This window comes from Mycobacterium asiaticum DSM 44297, from assembly GCF_000613245.1.
Lineage (GTDB): Bacteria > Actinomycetota > Actinomycetes > Mycobacteriales > Mycobacteriaceae > Mycobacterium > Mycobacterium asiaticum.
Genome location: NZ_HG964938.1, coordinates 452,758 through 474,705, shown reverse-complemented (window position 1 = coordinate 474,705; position 21,948 = coordinate 452,758). Strand labels below are relative to the sequence as shown.

At 64.1% G+C, this 21,948-nt stretch carries 20 protein-coding genes; 13 read left to right on the top strand and 7 right to left on the bottom strand.

Features of this window, described 5'->3' with window-relative positions; translation table 11 throughout:
* Positions 1–440: 440 nt before the first annotated feature.
* Positions 441–3,512, top strand: a complete 3,072-nt coding sequence (locus tag BN972_RS21090) for a replicative DNA helicase (protein ID WP_036362146.1) — start codon at positions 441–443, stop codon at positions 3,510–3,512.
* An 83-nt stretch (positions 3,513–3,595) separates the two neighbouring features.
* On the opposite strand, the gene BN972_RS21085 is transcribed toward BN972_RS21090, so the two are convergent.
* The gene (locus BN972_RS21085; protein WP_036362144.1) at positions 3,596–4,534 is read right to left on the bottom strand and encodes an SDR family oxidoreductase; all 939 of its coding nucleotides are present in this window, start codon (positions 4,532–4,534) and stop codon (positions 3,596–3,598) included.
* 118 nt (positions 4,535–4,652) lie between these two features.
* Here BN972_RS21085 and BN972_RS21080 point away from each other — a divergent pair, with 118 nt between their 5' ends.
* From BN972_RS21080 to BN972_RS21070, 3 genes are all read left to right on the top strand, one after another.
* Positions 4,653–5,492, top strand: coding sequence for a helix-turn-helix transcriptional regulator (locus BN972_RS21080; RefSeq protein WP_051545709.1), 840 nt, complete (start codon positions 4,653–4,655; stop codon positions 5,490–5,492).
* Positions 5,493–5,804: 312 nt separating this feature from the next.
* The gene (locus tag BN972_RS21075; protein ID WP_036362137.1) at positions 5,805–6,245 is read left to right on the top strand and encodes a MarR family winged helix-turn-helix transcriptional regulator; all 441 of its coding nucleotides are present in this window, start codon (positions 5,805–5,807) and stop codon (positions 6,243–6,245) included.
* A gap of 66 nt (positions 6,246–6,311) precedes the next feature.
* Complete coding sequence (locus BN972_RS21070) at positions 6,312–7,196, top strand: SDR family NAD(P)-dependent oxidoreductase (protein WP_036362134.1); 885 nt, start codon at positions 6,312–6,314, stop codon at positions 7,194–7,196.
* A 142-nt stretch (positions 7,197–7,338) separates the two neighbouring features.
* Here BN972_RS21070 and BN972_RS21065 read toward each other — a convergent pair whose 3' ends face one another.
* Positions 7,339–7,983: a winged helix-turn-helix transcriptional regulator gene (locus tag BN972_RS21065; protein WP_036362130.1), complete on the bottom strand. Its 645-nt coding sequence runs from the start codon at positions 7,981–7,983 to the stop codon at positions 7,339–7,341.
* A gap of 156 nt (positions 7,984–8,139) precedes the next feature.
* Between BN972_RS21065 and BN972_RS21060 the strand changes: the two genes are divergently transcribed.
* From BN972_RS21060 to BN972_RS21050, 3 genes are all read left to right on the top strand, one after another.
* The gene (locus BN972_RS21060; protein WP_051545708.1) at positions 8,140–9,003 is read left to right on the top strand and encodes an SDR family NAD(P)-dependent oxidoreductase; all 864 of its coding nucleotides are present in this window, start codon (positions 8,140–8,142) and stop codon (positions 9,001–9,003) included.
* Positions 9,004–9,319: 316 nt separating this feature from the next.
* Complete coding sequence (locus tag BN972_RS21055) at positions 9,320–10,153, top strand: PIG-L deacetylase family protein (RefSeq protein WP_051545707.1); 834 nt, start codon at positions 9,320–9,322, stop codon at positions 10,151–10,153.
* Between the two features lie 28 nt (positions 10,154–10,181).
* Complete coding sequence (locus tag BN972_RS21050) at positions 10,182–11,747, top strand: DHA2 family efflux MFS transporter permease subunit (RefSeq protein ID WP_036362126.1); 1,566 nt, start codon at positions 10,182–10,184, stop codon at positions 11,745–11,747.
* A 120-nt stretch (positions 11,748–11,867) separates the two neighbouring features.
* Here BN972_RS21050 and BN972_RS21045 read toward each other — a convergent pair whose 3' ends face one another.
* Positions 11,868–13,241, bottom strand: a complete 1,374-nt coding sequence (locus BN972_RS21045; protein WP_036362123.1) for a flavin monoamine oxidase family protein — start codon at positions 13,239–13,241, stop codon at positions 11,868–11,870.
* A gap of 13 nt (positions 13,242–13,254) precedes the next feature.
* Entirely contained in the window at positions 13,255–14,478 is a 1,224-nt protein-coding gene (locus tag BN972_RS21040; RefSeq protein WP_261785926.1) for a saccharopine dehydrogenase family protein, read from the bottom strand.
* Positions 14,479–14,585: 107 nt separating this feature from the next.
* On the opposite strand from BN972_RS21040, the gene BN972_RS21035 reads away from it, so the two are divergent.
* From BN972_RS21035 to BN972_RS21025, 3 genes are all read left to right on the top strand, one after another.
* Entirely contained in the window at positions 14,586–15,248 is a 663-nt protein-coding gene (locus BN972_RS21035; protein ID WP_036362117.1) for a TetR/AcrR family transcriptional regulator, read from the top strand.
* A 68-nt stretch (positions 15,249–15,316) separates the two neighbouring features.
* Positions 15,317–16,093, top strand: a complete 777-nt coding sequence (locus BN972_RS21030; RefSeq protein ID WP_036363592.1) for an SDR family NAD(P)-dependent oxidoreductase — start codon at positions 15,317–15,319, stop codon at positions 16,091–16,093.
* Positions 16,094–16,217: 124 nt separating this feature from the next.
* Positions 16,218–16,691, top strand: coding sequence for a DUF4262 domain-containing protein (locus tag BN972_RS21025; RefSeq protein WP_036362114.1), 474 nt, complete (start codon positions 16,218–16,220; stop codon positions 16,689–16,691).
* Between the two features lie 71 nt (positions 16,692–16,762).
* Here the strand turns inward: BN972_RS21025 and BN972_RS21020 are convergent, their stop codons facing one another.
* Both BN972_RS21020 and BN972_RS21015 read right to left on the bottom strand, forming a co-directional pair.
* Entirely contained in the window at positions 16,763–17,404 is a 642-nt protein-coding gene (locus BN972_RS21020; RefSeq protein ID WP_036362111.1) for a dihydrofolate reductase family protein, read from the bottom strand.
* 74 nt (positions 17,405–17,478) lie between these two features.
* A complete protein-coding gene (locus tag BN972_RS21015) occupies positions 17,479–17,961 on the bottom strand; it encodes a MarR family winged helix-turn-helix transcriptional regulator (protein ID WP_036362108.1) in 483 nt (160 codons plus the stop codon).
* An 87-nt stretch (positions 17,962–18,048) separates the two neighbouring features.
* Here BN972_RS21015 and BN972_RS21010 point away from each other — a divergent pair, with 87 nt between their 5' ends.
* Positions 18,049–19,023, top strand: a complete 975-nt coding sequence (locus BN972_RS21010; protein WP_036362106.1) for an NmrA/HSCARG family protein — start codon at positions 18,049–18,051, stop codon at positions 19,021–19,023.
* 91 nt (positions 19,024–19,114) lie between these two features.
* Here the strand turns inward: BN972_RS21010 and BN972_RS21005 are convergent, their stop codons facing one another.
* Positions 19,115–20,143 carry a fused (3R)-hydroxyacyl-ACP dehydratase subunits HadA/HadB gene (locus BN972_RS21005; protein WP_036362103.1) on the bottom strand — a complete coding sequence of 343 codons (1,029 nt, stop codon included), beginning with the start codon at positions 20,141–20,143 and terminating at the stop codon, positions 19,115–19,117.
* Positions 20,144–20,327: 184 nt separating this feature from the next.
* On the opposite strand from BN972_RS21005, the gene BN972_RS21000 reads away from it, so the two are divergent.
* Positions 20,328–21,143, top strand: coding sequence for an SDR family NAD(P)-dependent oxidoreductase (locus BN972_RS21000; RefSeq protein ID WP_036362100.1), 816 nt, complete (start codon positions 20,328–20,330; stop codon positions 21,141–21,143).
* Positions 21,144–21,160: 17 nt separating this feature from the next.
* Complete coding sequence (locus tag BN972_RS20995; protein WP_036362097.1) at positions 21,161–21,943, top strand: ESX secretion-associated protein EspG; 783 nt, start codon at positions 21,161–21,163, stop codon at positions 21,941–21,943.
* Positions 21,944–21,948 lie beyond the last annotated feature (5 nt).

Sequence of the window (21,948 nt, the reverse complement as noted above, 5' to 3'; positions counted from 1 at the left end):
GGCTGCCTGGAGCTGGCGAACAGATTGCGGTTGCCGACCGGCCGACGGCGTAACCTGCCATTCACGCGGCGAAAATCTGACCGAAAACCAACACGCCCGAGGCGATAACCTGCGCCGACACGCCGTAGCAATTCTTGTCCACACCAATTTCCTGGCGTTGTATGGCGGTCAGCAGCAGTGATGTCCTAACACCCCGCAGTGATCCACAAGTTCTCCACACCCCCCTTAACACTGGCGTCAACGGATATGCACACGCGATGCACAGCTTCATGAACAACCACCCTTGGACGATGCGCCAGCAACGTTTACGTTCATCCCGGCGCCTTGGCCAATTGGGGCCATGAGGTGGGACGGGGGTGGGTGTCAGTGCCTTGACTTACGCTCTGAATCGCATCTTTCGAATATATGTTCGGTGCTAAGTCAAGAGGAGGTGAGGGCCGATGGCGGTCGTTGACGATCTGCCACATCCCGGGATGGATTCCCCGCCTCCGAGTGAAGATTACGGTCGTCAACCGCCCCAGGATCTCGCCGCAGAACAGTCGGTGTTGGGCGGGATGTTGCTGAGCAAGGACGCTATCGCCGACGTCCTGGAGCGGCTGCGGCCCGGCGATTTCTACCGGCCGGCGCATCAGAACGTCTACGACGCCATTCTGGATCTCTACGGCCGTGGTGAGCCGGCGGATGCCGTGACGGTGGCCGCCGAGCTGGATCGTCGCGGGCTGCTGCGCCGCATCGGCGGGGCGCCGTATCTGCACACCCTGCTCTCCACGGTGCCAACCGCGGCCAACGCGGGCTACTACGCCACCATCGTCGCCGAGAAGGCCCTGCTGCGGCGCCTGGTCGAGGCCGGCACGCGGGTTGTGCAGTACGGCTATGCCGGGGCCGACGGCGCCGACGTGGCCGAGATCGTCGACCGGGCGCAGGCCGAGATCTATGAGGTGGCCGAGCGTCGGACGTCCGAAGACTTTGTGCCGCTTGAGGATCTGCTGCAGCCGACGATGGACGAGATCGATGCGATCGCGTCCAACGGCGGTATCTCGCGTGGTGTGCCGACCGGCTTCACCGAGCTGGACGAAGTCACCAACGGCCTGCACCCGGGGCAGATGATCATCGTTGCGGCGCGCCCGGGTGTGGGGAAAGCGCTCGCGTTGGACACGCCGCTGCCCACTTCGTACGGGTGGACAACGATGGGCGACGTCGCGGTCGGTGACTGGCTCCTCGATGCGGACGGCATTCCGACTCAGGTCATGGCGGCGACCGAGGTCATGCTGGGCCGCCCGTGCTACGAGATCGAATTCTCGGACGGCACAGCTATCGTCGCGGACGCAAACCACCTCTGGCCGACCGGCTGGGGTATTCGAACGTCGGCACAGCTGCGCAGCGGTATGGACACCATCGCGCCGGCAGGATCGTTTGGACGTGACGTTGCGGTTCTCGCGCCCGCGCTGCAGATCGTTTCGGTCCGCCGGGTGCCCAGTATCCCGGTGCGCTGTGTCGAGGTGGATAACGACCGGCACCTGTACCTGGCCGGCGAGGGGATGGTGCCGACGCACAATTCCACGCTCGGTCTGGATTTCATGCGCTCATGCTCGATCAAGCACCGGATGGCCAGCGTCATCTTCTCCCTGGAGATGAGCAAGTCCGAAATCGTCATGCGGCTGCTGTCGGCGGAGGCCAAGATCAAGCTCGCCGACATGCGGTCCGGCCGGATGACCGACGACGACTGGACGCGGCTGGCGCGGCGGATGAGCGAAATCAGCGAAGCGCCACTGTATATCGACGACTCGCCGAACCTGACGATGATGGAGATCCGCGCCAAAGCGCGGCGGCTGCGGCAGAAAGCCAACCTGAAGCTCGTCGTCGTCGACTACCTGCAGCTGATGACCTCCGGCAAGAAAGTCGAGTCACGTCAGATCGAAGTGTCCGAATTCTCCCGGCATCTCAAGCTTTTGGCGAAAGAGCTGGAGGTCCCGGTGGTTGCGATCAGCCAGCTGAACCGCGGTCCCGAGCAGCGGACCGACAAAAAGCCGATGCTGTCCGACCTCCGTGAGTCGGGGTGTCTGACGGCGGCCACCAGGATTCTGCGCGCCGACACCGGCGCGGAGGTGACGTTCGGCGAGTTGATGCGCACCGGCGAGCGACCGTTGGTGTGGTCGTTGGATGAACAGCTGCGCATGGTGGCACGGCCGATGACCAATGTTTTCCCGAGTGGACGCAAAGAGGTGTTCCGGCTCCGGCTGGCCTCCGGGCGTGAGGTCGAGGCCACCGGTAACCACCCCTTCATGAAGCTCGAAGGCTGGACTCCCTTGGAGCAGCTGAAAATCGGTGACCGCATCGCGGCGCCGCGGCGGGTGCCCGAGCCCGTCGACACACAGCGCATCGAGGACTCAGAAGTCATCCTGCTTGCCCACATGATCGGCGACGGATCGTGCGTGCAGCGCCAACCGATCCGCTACGCATCGGTGGACGAGGCCAACCTGCTGGCGGTGACCTTCTCGGCCATGCCTTTCGGCGTAACAGCGGTGCGCGACGAGTATCCGGCGGCCCGTGTCACGACCCTTCGGATGCCGGCCCCGTACCGCTTGGCGCATGGCCGGCGCAACCCGATTGCGGCCTGGCTCGACAGTCTGGGTTTGTTCGGTAAGCGCAGTCACGAGAAGTTCGTGCCGGCAGCCATTTTCCGCGCGCCCAACGACCAGGTGGCGCTATTCCTGCGGCATCTGTGGGCAACCGACGGGTCCGTGCGGTGGGACGACAAGGTGGGCCAGGGGCGCATCTACTACGCCACGACAAGCCGACGTTTGGCCGATGATGTTACGCACTTGCTGTCGCGTGTCGGTGTTTTCGCACGGATCAAACTGGCGAAAAAGCTTGGTTACCGGGATTCGTGGCGCGTGCACATCTATGGTGCCGAGAATCAACTCAGGTTCCTTCGCCACGTCGGCGTGCATGGCGCGAAGTCGGCAGCGGCACAAGAGGTGGTATCACACCTTGAGCAGCTGTTGCGTAATCCGAACCTCGACACGGTGCCGCAGGGAATTTGGAGTCAAGTCCGGGATGCATTGATCCGCAAGGGGATAACGCATCGTCAGTTTGCCGGCGCGATGGGTGCGCAGTTCTGCGGGTCAACGACGTGGAAGCATGCGCCCAGTCGATCCAGGTTGCATCGCGCCGCAGCGGTGCTTGAGGACCGTGAAATCCATGCATTGGCCACCAGCGACGTCTACTGGGACACGATCGTCGAGATCACCAGCCTCGGTAAGGACGACGTCTATGACGGGACCGTGGCTGGCACACACAATTTCGTTGCCAACGGCATTGGAGTTCACAATTCCTTAGAACAAGATGCGGACATGGTTATCCTGTTGAATCGCCCCGATGCCTTTGAGCGGGACGATCCACGCGGAGGAGAAGCGGATTTCATTCTGGCCAAACACCGTAACGGCCCAACCAAGACCGTGACGGTCGCGCACCAGTTGCACCTGTCGCGGTTCGCGAACATGGCGCGATAGGTCGCAGACCACTGTAAAGATCCAGCGGGGATTAGCAAGCGGCCCCTGATCGTTTGACCAAGTGCGAGCTGTCAGGCCAGATTTCACGCGAACGTGACACCCGTGAGCTCTTCCGATGCCGCCCACAACCGTGCTGCGCTGGCGTTGTCGCGCAACGATTTCCAGAGCTTCTGTTCACCAGGAGGCCCACCCACGTTCCCCACCCCTTGAGGTCCGTAGAACCCGGCGTCTTTCGCTTCCGGTGATACCGCGGCCATCAGTGCCGGCAGCCCTGCGCTGCCGATCGTTCCGACGATCAGGTGCCGCGCCGAAAGCCAGCGGATCACCTTCACGCCGGTCGTGTCCTGCGCCCGGCCCACCTCCTCGCGCGCAGCGAGAAGGCTGGTCGGAGCGACTCCGGGATGCGAGATGTTACTGCTGATGCCCCAGCCCGCAGCCAGGCTGCGCCGGCTGAGCTCGATACCGAAAAGCCCCACCGCGAGCTTGGATTGACCGTAGGCGCGCATCCCGTCGTACGCGAGTTGCCATTGGAAGTCATTCCAGTTGATCGCGCCGCGGCGCGCCGCGATGCTCGTCTGCGAGGTCACCCGCGCCCGTCCCGCCTTGAGCAGTGGCAGCAGGTGGCCGGTCAATGCGAAATGGCCGAGGTGGTTGGTGCCGAACTGCAGCTCGAACCCGTCAGCCGTGGTTTGTCTGTCAGGTGGCGTCATGACACCTGCGTTGTTGACGAGCAGGTGGATCGGAGCTGCCTGGGCTATTAGCTTTTCTCCGAGCGCCGCCACCGACGCCAGCGACGACAGATCCAGCTGCTCGAGCGACAGTTTCGCTTCAGGATGTTGTTTGCGAATCGTCGCGACGGCAGCCTCACCCTTGCGTTGGTTCCGCACCGGCATGACGACCTCGGCGCCGGCGCCCGCAAGCGAGGCAGCGATGCCGATTCCGACGCCGTCGCTGGCGCCGGTGACCACTGCTCGCTTGCCGGTCAGATCGGGAATCGTGATGTCGTACTGCCTTGCGGGCATGTGTTCGCTCCATTCGACGCGCTGATGGCTTATGACGAAAGGGTGTCCGAGACCGCGACCGGTATCCAGGACCCGACGATCCGTGGCTGAGCGATCGATTACACGACAGGATGCTCACATGATCGATCGCGTAGGACTGGCTGAGTTTCTTCGCCATCGCCGTGAGTCGCTGCAGCCGGGCGACGTGGGGCTGCCTAGCGGACAGCGCCGCCGGACCACCGGTCTGCGCCGCGAAGAAGTGGCTGCACTCTGCCACATGTCGACCGATTACTACGCGCGACTGGAGCAGCAGCGAGGCCCGCAGCCCTCCGAGCAGATGATCGCCTCCATTGCCCAGGGGCTACACCTTTCGCGCGACGAACGCGACCACCTCTTTCACCTTGCCGGACACCGACCACCGGCCCGTGGATCGCTTATTGATCACATCAGCCCCGGGATGCTGCGAATTTTTGACAGGCTGACCGACACCCCGGCCGAGATCGTCACCGAGATCGGGGAGACTCTGCGGCAGACACCGCTCAGTGTCGCCCTCGTTGGGGACCTGACGCGATACACCGGCGATTCGCGAAGCATCGGCTACCGCTGGTTCACCGATCCGTCGGTGCGCCACATTCATCCGCCCGAGGATCACGAGTTCTACTCGAGAATGTACGTTTCAGGATTGCGGGGAGTGCTGGCCTTGCGTGGCCCTGAGTCGAAGGCCGCTCGACTGGCCGAGCAATTGAAGGTACGAAGCGATGAATTCCGAACCCTATGGGAGAGGCACGAAGTCGGTATCAAGCCACGCGACGTCAAGCGTTATCAGCACCCCGACGTTGGCTTGTTGGAATTGAACTGCCAGGTCCTGCTGGACCCTGATGAATCGCACACGCTCTTGGTGTACACAGCGGTACCCGGGAGCGAAAGCTACGAAAAGCTTCAGTTGTTATCAGTGATCGGCCCGGCCCCGTCGGCATGACATTCACGCGTCGCTAGAGCACGCTGCATACCTCGGAGGCTGCCCGCTCGCCAGCGCGCACGGCACCGCCCCAGGCCGCGTCGCCGGATGGCTCACTCCCGTCGCGGTCACCAGGAGCGAGGACACGATGTATCCCGGTCCCGTGACCGCACAGCCAGTGGCGAGGTCTGCTGCAGCTGCAAACATTCGCCGCTGTCGGTCGCGTGCTCCCGCCCACTGCGGCCCGCGACACACCCGCACCCGGCGGTCAGCCGCACCGCCGCACACACAAGCGGTAGCCAACCCGTTGGTGTATATGCAACAATAGCGACCATGAGTATTTCCCCGGTGGAGGAGATCGTGGCTGACTGCGTCGCGTTCCGCACCCGACTTCTCGGCCGGGCGATGACAAGTCTTTACGACCGCGCCTTGGAAGGCCACGACCTGAGCATCGCTCAGCTCAACCTCCTGGCGGCGCTGGGCAAGGTCGGCCCGTGCTCGCCGGCACGGTTGGGCCAGCTGCTGATGCTGGATCGATCCACGGTCAGCCGCAATCTAAGTCCGCTGCTCAAACAGGGCTGGGTGGCCGCGGTGTCTTCAGACGCCAAGGGGATCCGGGAGATCGAGCTGACCTCGTTGGGGCGCAAAAAGATTCACGCCGTCGTGCCCGTCTGGCGGCGAGCCCAGCACCAAGCGGCCGCACTGCTTGGGGCGCAAGGAGTGAATGCGGTCAAGGCACTGGCCAGCACAGTGGGGGACCTGCCGACCGATTGACAAGCACCCTCGGTGGAGGGAAGCCCCCAACTAACCATATGTTGTATCTACACCAAAGGAGATCACATGAAACTCGACTTCACCAATAAGGTCGTGCTGATCACCGGCGCCTCCAAAGGGCTCGGCAAGGGCATTGCCTTGGAGTTCGCCAGGCGGGGCGCCGCGGTGGTCCTGGTTGCGCGCTCAGCCGTCCCTCTCGAACAGCTCGCACAGCAGATCCGGCTGCTGGGCGGTGAGGCATTGGCGGTGCCGACCGACGTGACGTCCGCGGAGCAGGTCAGCGCGCTGGTGAGTAAAACGATGGACCGATTCGGCAGGATCGACGTGCTGGTCAACAACGCCGGCATCGCCAGAGTCGGTCCCGTCGAGTCACCGACATTCGCTGATGACGCCCGACAAACTATGCAGGCCAGCCTGTTTGGTGCGATCAGCCTGACCCAGCAGGTGCTGCCGATCCTGCGTCGGCAGGGCTCGGGCACGGTGGTCAACATGTCTTCGGTAATGGGTCGCAAGGCCATCGCTCGCTTTGGCTCCTACGGACTCGTGATGCACGCGATGTCGGGATTCTCCGACGCGCTTCGCCAGGAGTTGGCCGGCACGAAGATCAACGTGTCGGTGATCTATCCTGCGCTGACCGCCACCACGCTGCTTGAGGAGGTCGACGAGGCCGCCATGCCGCCGGCGTTTCGCTACCTGACTCCGCTGACGGTAGACGCGGTGTCGCGCGCGGTGGTCGTAGCTGTTGGTCGCGGCAAGCGCCGCGTCGTAATCCCGAGAATCGTCACGTTGCTGCTAGTCACCGAAGCAATCTCCTCGCGCATGGCCGACCTTTTCCTCACCGGGCTGGCGCGTTACCGCTGGTTTGGCTGGCCGGTAGGGCTAAGTCGTGGAAAGACCTACCACCAGAGCATCCCGCGATCCAGCGGCACAGTGTGCCGCGCCAGAGCATGAGGCAGCCGGCGGTGGCGGTACCGGTCACCCCGGTCACGACCAATGCGTGAGGATAGATCGGCGATGCGCTCACGGCTCTCCTCGCAGGTTGTGCTGGCCGGTATCGGGCGCAAACATGATCGGTGCGGGAAGTGGCAACGTGTTATCCGTGAAGCGCGAAAGCGTCCCGCATGGCCGCGACGGCCTTTCTGTCGCCCTCGAAGCGGACCCGGCGCAGGGCGGATTTTCGGGTGGCAGTGTCGCCGCCGAGGCGGCTGGCGATGAGGTCGGCGGCGGTGGCAGTGACGGTGACGGCGGGCTCACCCTGGGCTTTGGCGAGATGTCCGTTGCTGACCGCGAATTCGAAACGGCGGCCGTCGATGTCGATGCGGTAGGTGGCGTCGAGATCGGTTGCTGTGGCAGGGTTAAAGGACAGCAGCAGGCCGGCCAGAAAGCCGTTGAGTGGGGTGATGGCGCTGGCGTCCATCGCGTCGATTTTGTCGAGTCCGAATAGCGCGATGGCTTGCACGATGGGCAGCACGCGTTGCCAGGCGTCGTCGGTGAGGGTGTACACGGTACGGCCGATCGGCGCGGGTAAGTCGGTGCGGTCGATCAAGCCGGACTCTTGAAGCTCTTTGAGCCGTTGCGCGAGCAGGTTGGTGGCGATGCCTGGCAATTCGGCTCGCAGGTCGCTGTAGCGGCGGGGCCCGCCGATCAGTTCGCGCACGATCAGCAGCGTCCAGCGTTCGCCGATGACGTCGAGACCGCGTGCGATGGGGCAGTTCTGGTTGTACACCCGTGTCGGCACCAGAAGATCTTAACAATTGTAGATGTGTTAATACACCGTGAGGTTGATTTATTTGTTAAGACGCTTTAGTGTCATGTCTCTAGCCACGTTGCGGGTCGTTCTAGATGGACCGGTGATGCCACCAGGTGGCTGGCATCGAGAGGTTGGAGTTGCGGTGTGAAGAAGCACTTTGAGGACAAGGTGGTGCTGGTTACCGGCGCGTCACGCGGTATCGGCAAGGCGGTGGCGCTGGCGTTCGCCGAGCAGGGCGCGCAGATGGTCCTTGCCGCGCGCTCAGCGGAGCGCCTCGCTGATGTCGCCGAGGGCGTGTCGGGGTTGGGCTCGCAGGTGCTGGTGATGCCTGCTGATGTGACGTCACACGCCGATGTTGTGGCTTTGGTGGATGCCGCTTTGCGGCGATTCGGTCGAATCGATGTGCTGGTCAACAACGCCGGCATCGGGCGGGTGGGTTGTGTCGAGTCCGCAGAGTTCAGTGACAACGTGCGGGACACGCTTCAGGCCAGCCTTTTCGGGATGGTCGACGTGACCCAGCAGGTGTTACCGACGATGCGGCGGCAGGGCTCAGGCGCGATCGTCAACATGTCATCGGTGATGGGCCGCAAAGCGTTTGCGCGTTTCGGCTCCTACGCCATTGTGATGCACGCGGTGTCGGCGGTGTCGGATGCGCTTCGTCAGGAGCTGGCGGGCAGCAACATTCGGGTATCGGTGATGTATCCCGCGCTGACCGCCACCGACCTGTTACGCGATGTAGACGAGGCGCAGATGCCGCCGCCGTTTCGCCACATGACTCCGTTGACGTCAGAGGCTGTCGCCCACGCTGTTGTCACGGCAGTGCATCGGGGAGCACCACGGGTCGTGATGCCAGGACCAGCGAAACTGCTGCTGCTCGGCGAGGCGTTTTCGCCCCGGATCGGGGACCTGATGGCGTCAGCTCTGGCGCGGCGCTCTTTCATCCGGCTGGTGGGCATGAGCCGGGGCAAGACCTACCACCAGATGATCGGTGTCGGCTCAGGACCATGACACCACCAGCCACGCCACCGGTCAGCTGTTGCGGCAACGCATTTCGGCGGTAATCACTGCGGCCGGTGACGACGGGCCGCTGCACTTCTCAAGGACTGACGAGGTTCACCCATGGCGGCGTCAACAGCTCGCGTCGAGGACACATTGTTCACGATCTTGGCTCCACAAATCATCCATCGTCGCGAACTTCCGCCAGAGCCAACCCACAGACACCGAGCTCCGGTCTCCTGGGCCAGTTTCACCGCCACCCGCAAAGTATCGAGCTGGCTGGCACCAACTAACTGACGTCGTGAAGGGCTGCCCTGCAGATTCGCGCATGCCGGTACTGATGGTGGTGCACGCGCATCCCGACGACGAGTCCAGCCAAACGGGCGGCACGTTGGCGTGTTGCGCCGCAGCCGGTTGGCGCACGGTCCTGGTGACATGTACCGACGGTAGCCAGGGGGACGGCGGTGACGGAGTCAAGCCGGGCCAACCGGGTCACTACCCGCAGCAGGTCGCCGCACAGCGCTCACGCGAACTAGCCATCGCTGCAGACATTTTGGGCGTATCTGATCTGGTCACGCTGGGCTACCCCGATTCAGGGATACCGGGCGACTACGATCCGCCGTCACCGTCCGGGGCATTCAGTCATCTTCCGCTCGCACCGATGGCGGACCGGCTCGCGGGGTTGCTGCGCGCCTACCATCCTGACGTACTCATCACCTATCCGCCCAACGGATTATCGGGCCATCCCGACCACATCCGCACCCACGAGCTGGTCCGCGCAGCGCTTGACATCACCCGCGTAGCCACGGAAGCGGCCGCGGCCGTTGCTCCGCAGCTGTACTACATTGCCATGTCCCGCAGCCGGTTAGCCTCACTGGCATCCCAGGCACGCGCCGAGCTGGGGCCCGAGGCCTGGTCTCCACCCGAGTCGATGGCGATCGACGACGCCCAGATCACCACCGCCGTCGACATCACCGACTATTGGGACATCAAGCTGGCCGCACTGGGCGCCCATGCCAGCCAGTCCGATGCTGCCGCACTGCTGACGCTGTTCACCGCCGCAGGCCGGCACGACGATGCCAGGTGGTTCGAGGAATATGTCCGCGCTGAACCCCACGCCGATCCATCCCGCACCGGCGAAACCAGAGGACAGTTGATTTAGTTGTTCTAACACTTTAATATCTTGTCCTATGAGTACACGTCTTCCCGTTTTCCGTGATCGCCCCGTCGCCGCGTTGGCGGTGATCTGCTTGAGCGTCTTCGTGATCAACGTCGACGCCACCATCGTCAACGTCGCCCTGCCGACCTTGTCGAACCAGCTGCACGCCGATACTGCGCAGCTGCAGTGGATCGTCGATGCCTACACCTTGGTCATGGCCGGGCTGCTGTTGTCGGTGGGCAGCCTAAGCGACCGCTATGGCCGGCTCGGTTGGCTCAACGGTGGGCTCGCACTGTTCGCGCTGACGTCCGCGATTGCTGCGCAGGCTAATTCGGCGGATCAGCTGATCGCCGCGCGAGCCGCGATGGGCGTCGGTGCCGCGGTAATCTTTCCGACCACATTGGGTTTGATCACCAACATCTTCATCGATCCGGTGTCGCGGGCCAAGGCCATCGGGCTGTGGGCAGCCATGGTCGGTGTTGGCGTCGCGGTCGGACCGATCAGCGGGGGATGGCTGCTGGAGCACTTCTGGCGGGGCTCGATCTTTATGGTGAACATCCCGATCGCGCTACTGTCCATCGTGGGTGGGATCCTGTTCGTGCCCGCCTCGCGCGACCCGAATGCCCCGCGCGTCGACGTCCCCGGCTTGCTGCTGTCCGCGGCAGGGATCACCACGCTGGTCTATACGGTTATCCAGGCCCCGACATGGGGGTGGACGAACACCCGGACCGTCCTCGGATTCGTGCTCGCCGCAGTCGTTTTGGCTGGTTTCGGGTTTTGGGAGCGGCGTAGCACCCATCCCATGCTCGACGTCTCGGTATTCGCCAACCGCCGCTTCTCGGGAGGCAGCCTGGCCGTGACGGCAAGCTTTCTCACGCTGTTCGGCTTCATTTTCGTGGTCACCCAATACTTTCAATTCGTCAAGGAATACAGCGCCTTTCAAAGCGGAGCCCGCTTGTTGCCCGTGGCCATTTCGATCGCTGCGACCAGCATCCTCGGACCACGCCTCGTCGAGCGCATCGGTACGACGGCGATGGCGGCGGGCGGACTTGCTGTCTTCGCGGCCGGCCTAGGATGGTCCTCGACCGTCAGCGCCGCAACTACCTATCCCGAGATGGCCATGCAAATGTGTCTGCTGGGCGGCGGTTTGGGCCTGACGATTGCACCGGCCACTGAGGCCATCATGGGATCACTGTCCACCGAAAAAGCCAGCATCGGCTCGGCAGTCAACGACACCACCCGCGAATTCGGCGGTACGCTGGGCGTGGCTATCGCCGGCAGCGTCTTCGCCTCGATCTACAGCTCTCGTATTGCCTCAGCACCCAGCCTGGCGGGACTGCCGGCCGACCTACACTCTGCGGCTGGCCACTCAATGGCGGTGGCGCACAGCGTCATCGGCCACATTCCACCCACGCTCATCCCTGAGGTACGAGCGGCTATCAACGCCGCGTTCCTCGACGGCTACCACGTCGCCACCCTGGTGTGTGCGGCCATCGCCCTAGGCGCGGCCCTGGTCGTGGCCTGGCTGCTTCCCGCCCGGGCCGATCAGACCATAACCGCGGACGAGACCCTCGAACCGGCCAACGTCACAGCGTGAGTTCACCGAACCAGATTCGGCCCGGTCGGACGGAAGTGGGCAGGACCGGATCGTCGAGGAAATCGTCGGGTCCGCCCACGCGGGCTGGGGCTCGGTACGCCTGTCGGCCGAGCCGACGCACTAGAGCACGCTGCATACCTCGGAGGCCGCCCGCTCGCCAGCGCGCACTGCGCCGTCCATGTACCCGGGATGGTCATCCAGGGATGCCTCCGCGCCGGCCCAGTGCACGTTGCCGACCGGCCTCACAATCGCGTCTCTGCACTGACTGCGCGATCCCGGGGCGAGCATGTTGACGCAGCCTGAAATCCATGGCTCGTTCGTCCAGAGCTTTTCCAAATACTGCGAAGGCTGGCCAGCCTTGGAACCAAACAACGAAATGAGGTCTCGCGTAAGCGCTTTGCGTCGGGCATCGCTGCTCTCGAGAACTTCGTCGGTCCACCTCAAGGTGGTGTGACCGGTGGCCGGGAGCATGAACGTCACGAGGATGCCCACGCTGCCATCGGGCGGCGAGTTGTCGGACACGAACGGCGTCATCATCAGATCGCTCAACGCCTGCCCGTTCAACCCGTCGTCGCGCCAGAAGGGGCGCTCGTACACCATGAACAACTTGTTCATCGAGCCGCAGCCCCCACCGTGCTGCAGTTTGGTGCGCCGTGCTGGGAGGTCGGGCGTGAACCGGATGCGCTGCGCGTCCCCGGGCGACATTGCGACGATGACTTGCCGGCAACGCACGGTGGCGCGCCGCGACTGTACCGCGATCTCACCGCGGCGCGACTGGTCGATTGCCTCGACCGGTGAATCCAGAATCACGACACCGGCGGGCAGCTGCTCGGCGAGTGTGATGGCGATGCGTGCCGAGCCGCCAACGATCCGCGCTTCCTGCGCCCCGCCCTTCACCTCGATCGCCCCGGACATTCCGCCCGTTGCAGCAAAAAGATGCAGCACCGAGAGCAGCGACACCGAACGTGGGTCCTGGCTGAGAACGATGGAGAACGCGAGCCCCATGAGCCACTTGGCTTCAGCGGTCTTCGCATGTCGATCGATCCAGTGCCCGAACGTCGTGCTGTCCCATTCCCCCGCCCGGGGTGCCTGCCACGGCGTGGCCAACGGTACGCGGCGAGCCATTCGCTCCAGCCGGAATTGCAGGTGCGCGTAGTCCAGCATCACCAATGGGTGCAGGGGCGGGACCACTCCGTCGTACAACTTGCGTCTGCCATTCCGCAGGTAAATCGCCTTGCCGTCCGTGTGGGTGGGAAAGGTGGACAGTCCCAACTCGTCGACCAGCGCCAGCACGGCATTCTGTCCGGGTCCGACCCACTGACCGCCGCCCTCGGTGATCACGCCGTCAACCACGTCGATGTTCATCGTTCGGCCGCCGACCCGGCCGTTCGCCTCCAAGACGACGACCGAATGCCCGGCTTCGACCAGCCGGCGCGCGGCCGTCAGGCCCGAAATACCGGCTCCCACCACGACGACGTCGACATTGTCGTGCATGCACAGGCTTCCTTCAGAGCGATTCGACGATCTGGTCACGCGGGACGCCCACCGCCTCGAGAGCGTCGTAGAACTTCTTGGGATCGGCCCAGTCCTCCGGCGCGAAAGCGCCCGTGCGCTGCTCGGCGTCGTCCAGAGCGAGCAGCGCGAACGCGGCACATGGCGTGCCGGTCATGCCTCCCATGTTGTTCATGACGTTGCCGTCGGCCATGCGCGTGCGCCGGCTCGACACCGCGGGCTTGCCGTCCCGCAGGCCGTGGACCTGAACCAGTAGCCCGCCCCGGTAGGGGTAGCGGCGACGCGCCGCCGACAAGACGAAAAACTTGAGCATCTCGCCGCGGCTGATCTCGCTCCGACGGATCTGTGCGCGCATCCCGTTGAGGGCGTGCTTCCAGCCGGCGGCCGATCCCAGCCCTCCTGTGGCGACGCTGAAGACGAAGTCCACGCCATCCTGCATCGAAATCTCGCCGTTCTGGATGGCGAGAGCGACACCGCGGAAGAGGCCGTTCATCGGGGCCGGGTCCAAGCCTCCGACGCAGCGGATGCGTGATGCCTGGAAGTACTTGCGCGGCAGCGTAACCGGCTCGGGGTGAGCTGTCTCGTAGAGGAGAACCTCTTCCTGATCCGCCAGGATTGGAAACGTGCCCGCCGGCAGGAAGGACTCGTGAACGGTGCGGGCGCCGTGGTCCCAGGTTTCACAGTCACCGGCCGAGATGGACAGCATGTGCTCCAGGACTGCTCGCCCGACATTCGGTCGTTCCTCGCCGACGAGCCAGCACAGGTCGATCCGCTCGACGGTGTCGAGATCGTCGGCAGCATCGACGGCCATGACGTTGGACATGCCTGGTGAAGCGCCGCACCCGACATAGATCGGGATGCCCGCCTGCTTGGCTCTGCCATCGAGAGAGAGTGCATGCTCGGTGCTCTCGACATCGTCGTCGTAGTCGAGATACGGGATCTTGAGTTCTAGACACGCCTCGATGACCGGGGCGGAAGTGCGGACGTACGGACCAGCGCCGAGGATGACGAGCGATGCCCCGGCAATCGTGGCGCGTAGCGCGTCTGCATCGTAGAGGTCGAGTTGCTGCGCCGTAGCGCGACCATCCAACTTCCTGGCCAGGGGTTCTACCAGCTCGGGTCTGATGTCGCTCAGGACGAAGTTCAGATCGGTTGGCGCCTTGGCCAGCGCCTCGACGGCGACCCGGCACATCTCACCAGCCGCCCCGATGAAGACCACCTTTTTCGTAGCCACGTCGCACCTGTCCTTCCAGTAACCAAACTCGATTCGAATTCGACTCTTTCATAGGACCGGCACGCTGTCAACGTCTGATACGATCTCGACTCGTGTTCGAAAAAGCCGCGGCGGGCGACGTCTCGTCACGTCGGCCGGTGGTGCAGCGACGTGGGCGAGAGCGGGTGCAGGCAATTCTTGATGCCGCCTCAGCGCTGCTAAGCGAGCAGGGCTACGAGGCGGCCACGCTGAAAGCGGCCGGTGAGCGGGCTGGCATCCCAACTGCATCGCTGTATCACTATTTCTCCGACCGACACCAGGTCGATGCGGAACTGGCACGGCGCCACCTGCGCGAGCTCGAGGCTGAGCTGTCCACGGTCGCGGACAACACCAAGCTGCGCACACTGCGCGACGCCATCGACGCGGTCATCGACCCCTACGTCGCCTACTTCCGCGAACACCGCGACTTCCTTCAGCTCTGGTTTGCGGGCCGCAGCCCGACCCTTAGCGCATTGGCGCGCACCTTCGACGAGATGCAAGCCCGGCGGTTTTGGGGCTTGCTCCTCGACCGCAACCTCATTGGCTCCGATACCCCCGAGTTCGTCGTGCAGCTGGCGTTCGAGGCCGGCAACCGCCTATTCGACGTTGCATTCCGGCTATCACCGACAGGCGATGACACAACGATCGATGAGGCGCGTCGACTCCTCACCGCCTACCTTGAGACCTACAAACCGAAGCAATCCAAGGCGCGGCGACCAGCGGTGCGTGAGGCCTGAACCGCGCGCCACTGCCAGCCTTCGATCGCCTCACGGACGGCATCGGTGGGTCACGTACTGTGCAGACCGTGGATATCAACGGAGCTAGCGCAATCGTCACCGGAGGGGCGTCCGGGATCGGAGCCGCCACCGCCCGCCAACTCGCCGCCAAGGGTGCCCGAGTCGTCGTCGCCGACCTGCAGGCCGAACGAGGCCGGGAACTCGCACACGAGATCGGCGGCGTGTTCGTCAACGTCGACGTAACGAACACCGAACAGATCGAAGACGCTGTCAACACCGCAACCGACCTCGGCCCGTTACGGGCACTGGTGAACTCGGCCGGCGTGGGCTGGGCACAGCGCACGATCGGCAAGGACGGTGAGTTCGCCTCTGCGCACAACCTGGACGCGTACAAGAAGGTGCTCGCGATCAACCTGGTCGGTACGTTCGACTGCATCCGGCTGGCCGCCACGGCGATGAGCCGGAACGAGCCGACCGAGACCGGTGAACGCGGTGCGATCGTGAACATGACCAGCGTCGCCGCCTTCGACGGCCAGATCGGCCAAGCCGCCTATTCTTCCTCCAAGGGCGGCGTCGTCGGATTGACCCTGCCGGTTGCACGCGACTTGTCCGCGGTCGGTATACGCGTCAACACCGTGGCGCCCGGCCTTATTGACACCCCGATCTACGGCGAAGGCGAACATTCGGAGGCCTTCAAAGCGAAACTGGGTGAATCCGTGCTCTTTCCGCACCGCCTGGGCAAGCCCGACGAATTGGCATCCATGGTCATCGAGTTGATCACCAACTCGTACATGAACGCTGAAGTCGTTCGTGTCGACGGCGGAATCCGGATGCCCCCGAAGTAGATTGCCGCTGCTATTCGACCGTCCGGCAGCCAGTAAGTCCCGAGACGGGCCCGCTGCCGGGATCGGCCGATGTCAGTGGGTCGGGGCACCCTTGCTCGTAACTACGAGAGAAGGGTGGTGGGATATGTGCTGGCAGTGCGACAACCCCCACGGCACCATCGACGATTACCTGGATGAGTTGCGCGACATCATCGCGGATCACGGTTGGGTGGTGCAGTACGTCGAGCACGACGCACGGCCGTTTGCGTACACGATCGGGCTGACTGATCGGGGTCTGCCCGAATTGCTGATCACCGGGATGCTTCCGCAACGGTCAACGCGCATCTTGAATTCGATCGCACACCAGATCGTTGATGACGGCATGGTCCTGCAGCCCGCCGTCCACATCGATTACCAGGGAGAATTCCTGCTCGAAGTGGTCGAGGTCGAAAACCCAGATGTGCACCTGAAATTCGCGGTCCGGTTGTGTGAGCCGCCCCTCCGCGCATTTCAGCTGGTCTGGACCGACGATCGGCGCCGCTGGCCGTGGGATCGCGGGTGGAGCCACGGGCGACGCCGGCAGCCGGTGCTGGGCATCCGCACTCCGCTGACGGAGTGAGAATCGAGACGTCTCGGCGCGACGTTACGCAATAGCTTGTCCTGCAGCCTATTGCGGCGCATAGCAACCGCTTAATCGCGCCCAAGCCCACGATCGGGCGCACTCATGTCACCGGTGGCGGGGATGCCCTCGGCCAAGCCATAGCGCAATAGGACCGTGCCTTTCCCGCTGGCCGCGGGCGGTTCGAGAAGGGTGAGGTTGGTGGGTACCGTGCCGCCGCCGAACACCTTCTTACCGACGCCGAGCATAAGCGGGTGCAGCCATAGGTCAATTCGGTCAAAAAGCCTCTCGCGCAACAACGTTTGTACCAAGTCCAGGCTGCCGACGACCTTGATGTGCTCGTGCCGATCACGGATATCGCGTACCGCGGCGGCCAGGTCCGCGCCGAGCAGAGTAGATCCGTGCCACGAGAGGTTCGGCCGCCCGCGCGAAGCCACATACTTCGGCACCCGATTGAACAGCGCCGCGATCCCGCTGTCCTCGCCGCCTTCCTGGTGCGGCCAGTATGCGGCGAAGATGTCGTACGTCCGCCGACCCAGCAGTAGCGCGTCGGTGCCCTCGTACGTGGCACCAACCTGCGCGCCGGCAACCTCGTCCATCAGGGGCGCCTGCCAGCCGCCGAACGGGAACCCGGTCGGGTCCTCCTCGGGACCGCCGGGCGCCTGCCCGACGAGGTCTAGGGTCGCGAACAGCTCGATGTGAATCAGGCCCATGCCTTGCTCCCGGTTTGAGTCAGTGCGGTCGGGAACTTTGACTTCCGAGCGCGGGCAAACTCACCGCGGCAACCTCATTCGTCAGACGAGTCCTCGCATTGTTCCTCGACAGCGGCCAGGACGTCTTGGGCCGCCTGCCGGAAAACCGCCAGACGCTCCGGCCCCAGCACGTCGATGAACAGCTCCCGCACCCGGGCGGCGTTCGCGGGAGCCGCCGACTCGATAGCGGAGCGGCCAGCCGGCATCAGCACGATCTGCGGATAGCGCGGATCAGCGGCCGGATCGATCTCGCGCCTGACCAGTCCGCGCTTCTCCATCCGGCTGAGGTGGTGGGACAGTCGGCTCTTCTCCCACATCGTGGCCCTGCCAAGCTCGTAGGCGCGCATTCGGCCACCCGGTGCCTCGGAGAGGTTCACCAAGATCTCGAAGTCCGAATCCGACAGACCGAACTCGCGCTGCAGGCATCGCGCAAGGTGTCGCTCCAGCAGATGGTGCATGTCGACGAAGCTGCGCCAAGCGATCTGCTCGTCCTTGTTTAGGTGCCAGCGCTCGGCCATGGTCGTCAGCCTACTCGCCCAGGTTGACATATCAACCCATAGCGCATACCGTCGATTGGGTTGACACATCAACCAGGAGGCAAAAACATGACATCGAAGAAGCTGATTGCAGTGGTGGGGGCGACCGGATCCCAAGGTGGCGGCCTGGTCAAGGCAATCCTCGGCGATCCGCATGGCCGGTTCGGCGTGCGCGCGCTGACGCGCAACCCACAGTCCGGCGCCGCCCGGGACTGGGCAAACGCGGGTGCCGAGGTGGTGGCCGCCGACCTCGACGACGGTGCAAGCCTGCGTAGCGCGTTCGAGGGCGCGCACGGGGCGTTCATCGTCACCAACTACTGGGCCCCCTTGTCGGCGGAGGACGAGGGCGCGCGGACGCGAGCCGACAGGGAGCTGGCGCAGGCCGACACGGCCGCGCTCGCGGCCAAGCAGGCCGGCGTGGAGCACGTCATCTGGTCGACCCTGGAGGACACGCGTGACTACTTCGGCGATGACGACCGCGTGCCGACCGTCGACGAGCGATTCAAGGTGCCGCACTTCGACGCTAAGGCCGAGGCGGACGAGTTCTTCCGCGAGTACGACGTGCCGACCACATTCCTGCGCACCACCCTGTTCTTCGAGGGCTTCACCGACGCGTTTGCCCCGGTGCGAGGAGACGACGGTCGACTCCGGCTGACGCTGCCGATGGCAGACCAACGCTTGTCGGGTATCGCCGTCGGCGACATCGGCAAGACGGCGCTGCAACTTTTCGCGCGCGGCGGAGCTTACCTCGGCCAGACCCTCAGCATCGCCGGCGACCACCTCACCGGTCAGGAATACGCGTCAGCGTTGAGCGAGGTGTTGGGCGAAACCGTCAGCTACGAACCGCCCAGCTGGGACGAATTTCGAACGCAGGGATTTCCCGGCGCGGTCGAAATGGGAAACATGTTCCAGTACTACGCCGAGAATTCTGCCCGTTTCGTCGGCGACCGCGATCTGGCTCAGGTGCGCGAAATCAACCCGGAGTTGCAGTCTTTCCGCGACTGGCTTGCGCTGCACCGCAACGAGATTCGGGCCGCCGGCTAGATCCGGCGCCGTTGTGCTCTGAGTGCTCCGGCCACTCGTTCAACGAAGGGATATAGGGTAACTCCCCGGTGTCGATGCGATGCTGGCCGACTCAGCTGAACCGGATGTCAACCGTCGCTAGACCGAAGATCTTCTTCCCCGCCGACTTCGCGCCGACCACGATGACGCCGGTGCGGGCGTCGGGGTCCAGCGATTTGACCCGGCCGTTGAATTCGATGTCGGCGCCCTCGGCGGCTGACACGATCGCGGGAGCCGACAAGCGCACCGCGTAACGGGTCACCGCGCCCGGGTCGCCCGACCAGGCGGAGACGAATCCGGCGCCCAAACCCATCGTTAGCATGCCGTGTGCGATCACGTCCGGCAGCCCGGCCAGTTTGGCCAGGTTCTCGTCCCAGTGGATCGGGTTGGCGTCACCAGCCACTCCCGCATAGTTGACCAGGTCGCCACGGGACAAGCGGGCGTGGTGCACCGGCAGCTCGTCGCCCACCTGGACATCCTCGAAGGGCCGCGTGCCGGGGGTGCGCGTTCCGCTTCCCCCGGAGATGTGCACATCTCCCTCGGGACGCACCGTCTTCTGATAGGTGGCGTCGGATTCGCTGATTTCGATGATGTTGAAGTCATGCATCATCGCGTTCTGCACAGCGGACTTGATCGCGGGGTCCACATCCTCGGCGGTGACGCCGACGACCGTGGTGTGCAGGGTGTGCACCCGCTCCCCGGCGGCATCGGTGAAAGTGTTGGTCACGGTGATCAGGTCGCGGCCGGCGATCCTGCGCACCGAGGTCAGCTCGACATCGACGTGCAGCTCGTCGCCCGCGACGATCGGGCGGTGCTGCTCGAAGACTTCCTCGGTTTGCACGTAAGTGTCGTATCCGACGACCACCGATTCGAACATGCGGCGATTGCATGCCATCCCCGGTACCGAGGTGAACGTCAGCGGCGCCACCAGTTCCGGGTATCCCAATTCGGCGGCCGCGGCGACATCCCAATGCGCGGGGTGATAGTCCTGCACCGCGCGGGCGTACTCGCGAACCTTTTCGCGGCCGACCAGGTACGTGCCGTCCATTTGGTAGTGGTGGCCGACCCGCGATTCAAGTGTCGACGACGTTGCTGCTGTCATGACTTTCGCCCAACTGTCCAATCGGCTTGTTTGTTCAGACCGACCTCAGCACAGTAACCCGCGGGCACCTGGGCGATACGCGCACGTGTTTCTCCGATTGCGACATCTGGTCGCTCGTGGGGTACCGGAACGGGTATAAGAGCTATCAGATCCCGTCACCGAAGACGCCTAGAGGAGAACAGCCATGCAGTCCGTCAAGGGAGTCAACGTCCTAGTCACCGGAGCCGCCATGGGCCTCGGCAAGCTGTTCGCCACCCAGGCGGTCAAGGAGGGTGCCGCCGCGGTGGTCCTCTGGGACGCCAACGAGGCCGCACTGAAGGAAACAGCGGCCGAGCTGGAAGCGGCGGGGGGCACGGTTCATTACGAAACCGTCGACGTCACCTCGCAGGACGTGGTGGCCGAGGCCGCCGAGCGGACCCGCACCAGCGTCGGGACGATTCACGTGCTGTTCAACAACGCCGGCATCGTGCGCGGCAACGGCTACTTCTGGGAGAACCCACCACGGGACTTCCTGCTCACCATGGAGGTCAACTCCATTGGGCCGATGCTGGTACTTCGCGAATTCCTGCCGGCGATGGTCGAATCGAACACACCGTGCCGCGTCGTCAACATCGCGTCCTCGGCAGGCCTGAACGCCATCCCTCGCATGGCCGCATACGCCGCTTCCAAATGGGCCGCGATCGGATTCTCCGACTCCGTGCGACTGGAGCTCGAACAAGCCGGTCATGAACACGTCAAGGTGACCACAGTCTGTCCGACCTACATCAACACCGGCATGTTCGAGGGCGCGAAAGGCATCCTGTTCACTCCGATGCTCGAACAGGAGGACGTCGTGGAAGCGACGTGGTCGGCGATGCTCAAGGGCCAGCCGTTTGTGGTGATGCCGTGGACGTCGAAGATGAACAAGGTGCTCAGCGCCGTGCTGCCGATTCGGTTGCGCGACATCTATCTTCGGCGGGTCGGCGTATACAACTCGATGGACGAATTCAAGGGACACTGAGCCCACGGGTCCATCGGGTGAGCCGCCGGCTGGTCGGCACGATCGACCTTGCCGACCTGGATGCGCTATGCGAACTTCGCGGCGCTGAATTCCTGCCGTATCCGCTTCTGCGCGAAGGTGTTCCGGGCGAATCCGGCGCCGGCGCCCAATCAGTCGCCGCCCGCTTCGACGACGGTGACCTACGGGTCTTCCGCCACTGGATCGAGACGCATGAACACGCCGAAGTCTGGGTGGAGTGCCGGGTGCTGTACCGCGACGACGACACCCCAGACACTCGATTGTCGGCTTGCCGTTCCGCAGGGTTGGGCTTCCTTGCGGCCCAGCGGCCCGGCCAAGACCTAGTGGATGTCTTTGAACTGTCACCGCCGGACATCGCGGCCGCGATTGCGCAAGGGGTCCGGCCGAGCGGTCCCGGTTCCCGCCCGCAGGTCGTTATCCCGAAGTACGTCAACTACTTCCGCGGGTCGGCAGCCGAGTTCGCCGGCTTCGACGACTTCGACGACGACTACGAGGTCACGATCCGGGCGGACCGTCCCGCGGTGGAACAAGCGACCGTGGTACGGGATGACGACGTTTTGGCGCTGGCTACCATTCAGTCGCACTGCGAGCCCGCCCGGGCGTGGGGTGTCGACTGGGCGAAGGACTTCCTGGTTTGGGTGCAACTCGATGCCGACGGCGACTACATCTACGATGCTGAATTCCAGCACGCGGTGCCGGCGACCTACGAGACATTGCGGAGTCGGATCGACCGGTTGGTCGAGGCGGACCTGGCGGAATCGCGGCGGCGCGGAACCCGTTGATTCGC